General features: G+C 67.4%; 1 protein-coding gene. It reads left to right on the top strand.

Annotation, left to right across the window (positions count from 1 at the left end):
• Positions 1-880 (top strand): FAD-binding oxidoreductase (locus tag EN906_RS35665; RefSeq protein ID WP_164777683.1); only part of this gene is annotated, 880 nt, incomplete at both ends.

Genomic DNA, 880 nt, shown 5'->3' with positions numbered 1-880 from the left:
GCTCGAGCGGGAAAGCCATTGCGGCTACCACACGACCGGACGCTCGGCGGCAAGCTTTACCGAAAATTACGGCAACGGCGTCATCCGGCGTATTGTGCTTGCCAGCCGGTCTTTCCTGACCGAACCGCCAGCTGGATTCTCCGAGTATCCGCTGCTTGGCAAGCGCGGCATGATCACCGTGGCGCGCGCCGATCAGATCGATCTCCTGCGGGAGGATCTGGCGGCCGCGCAGGGGCTTGTGCCCTCCATCGTCGCCATGACGCCGGCCGAAGCGATCGCCAGCGTACCGGTGCTGCGCGCGGAGTATCTCGCCGGCGCCTATATCGAACCGCATTCGATGGACATCGACGTCAACGGCCTGCACCAAGGTTATCTGCGCGGCGCCCGCGCGCGCGGCGCGCGCATCGTCACCAATGCCGGCGTGACGGCGATCGACCGGCAGGGCGGCCAGTGGCGGGTCGAGACGCGGGCGGGGACCTTTCGCGCGCCAATGCTCGTCAATGCAGCCGGCGCCTGGGGCGACGAGGTCGCCATCATGGCAGGGGTGCGCCCGGTCGGCCTGCAGCCGAAACGCCGCACCGCCTTCAACATTCCATCGCCCGCAGGGGTCGACATATCGGACTGGCCGCTGGTCAACGATGTCGGCGCCGAATTCTATTTCAAGCCGGATGCCGGGCAGCTGTTCGTCTCGCCGGCCGATGCGACGCCGTCGGTGCCGATGGATGCTTATGCCGAGGACATCGACGTCGCCATCGGCGCCGAGCGTCTCGAAAGGGTGACCACGATCGAGGTGCAGCGCGTGTCGCGCTCCTGGGCGGGCTTGCGGACCTTCGTCGCCGACGGATCGCCGGTGGTCGGGCCGGATGATGAGGTTCCAGAC

The sequence above is a fragment of the Mesorhizobium sp. M7A.F.Ca.CA.004.06.1.1 genome (genome assembly GCF_003999135.1).
Classification (GTDB): Bacteria; Pseudomonadota; Alphaproteobacteria; order Rhizobiales; family Rhizobiaceae; genus Mesorhizobium.
Note: the sequence above shows the minus strand (reverse complement) of the source record. Positions and strands in the feature narration are given on the sequence as shown.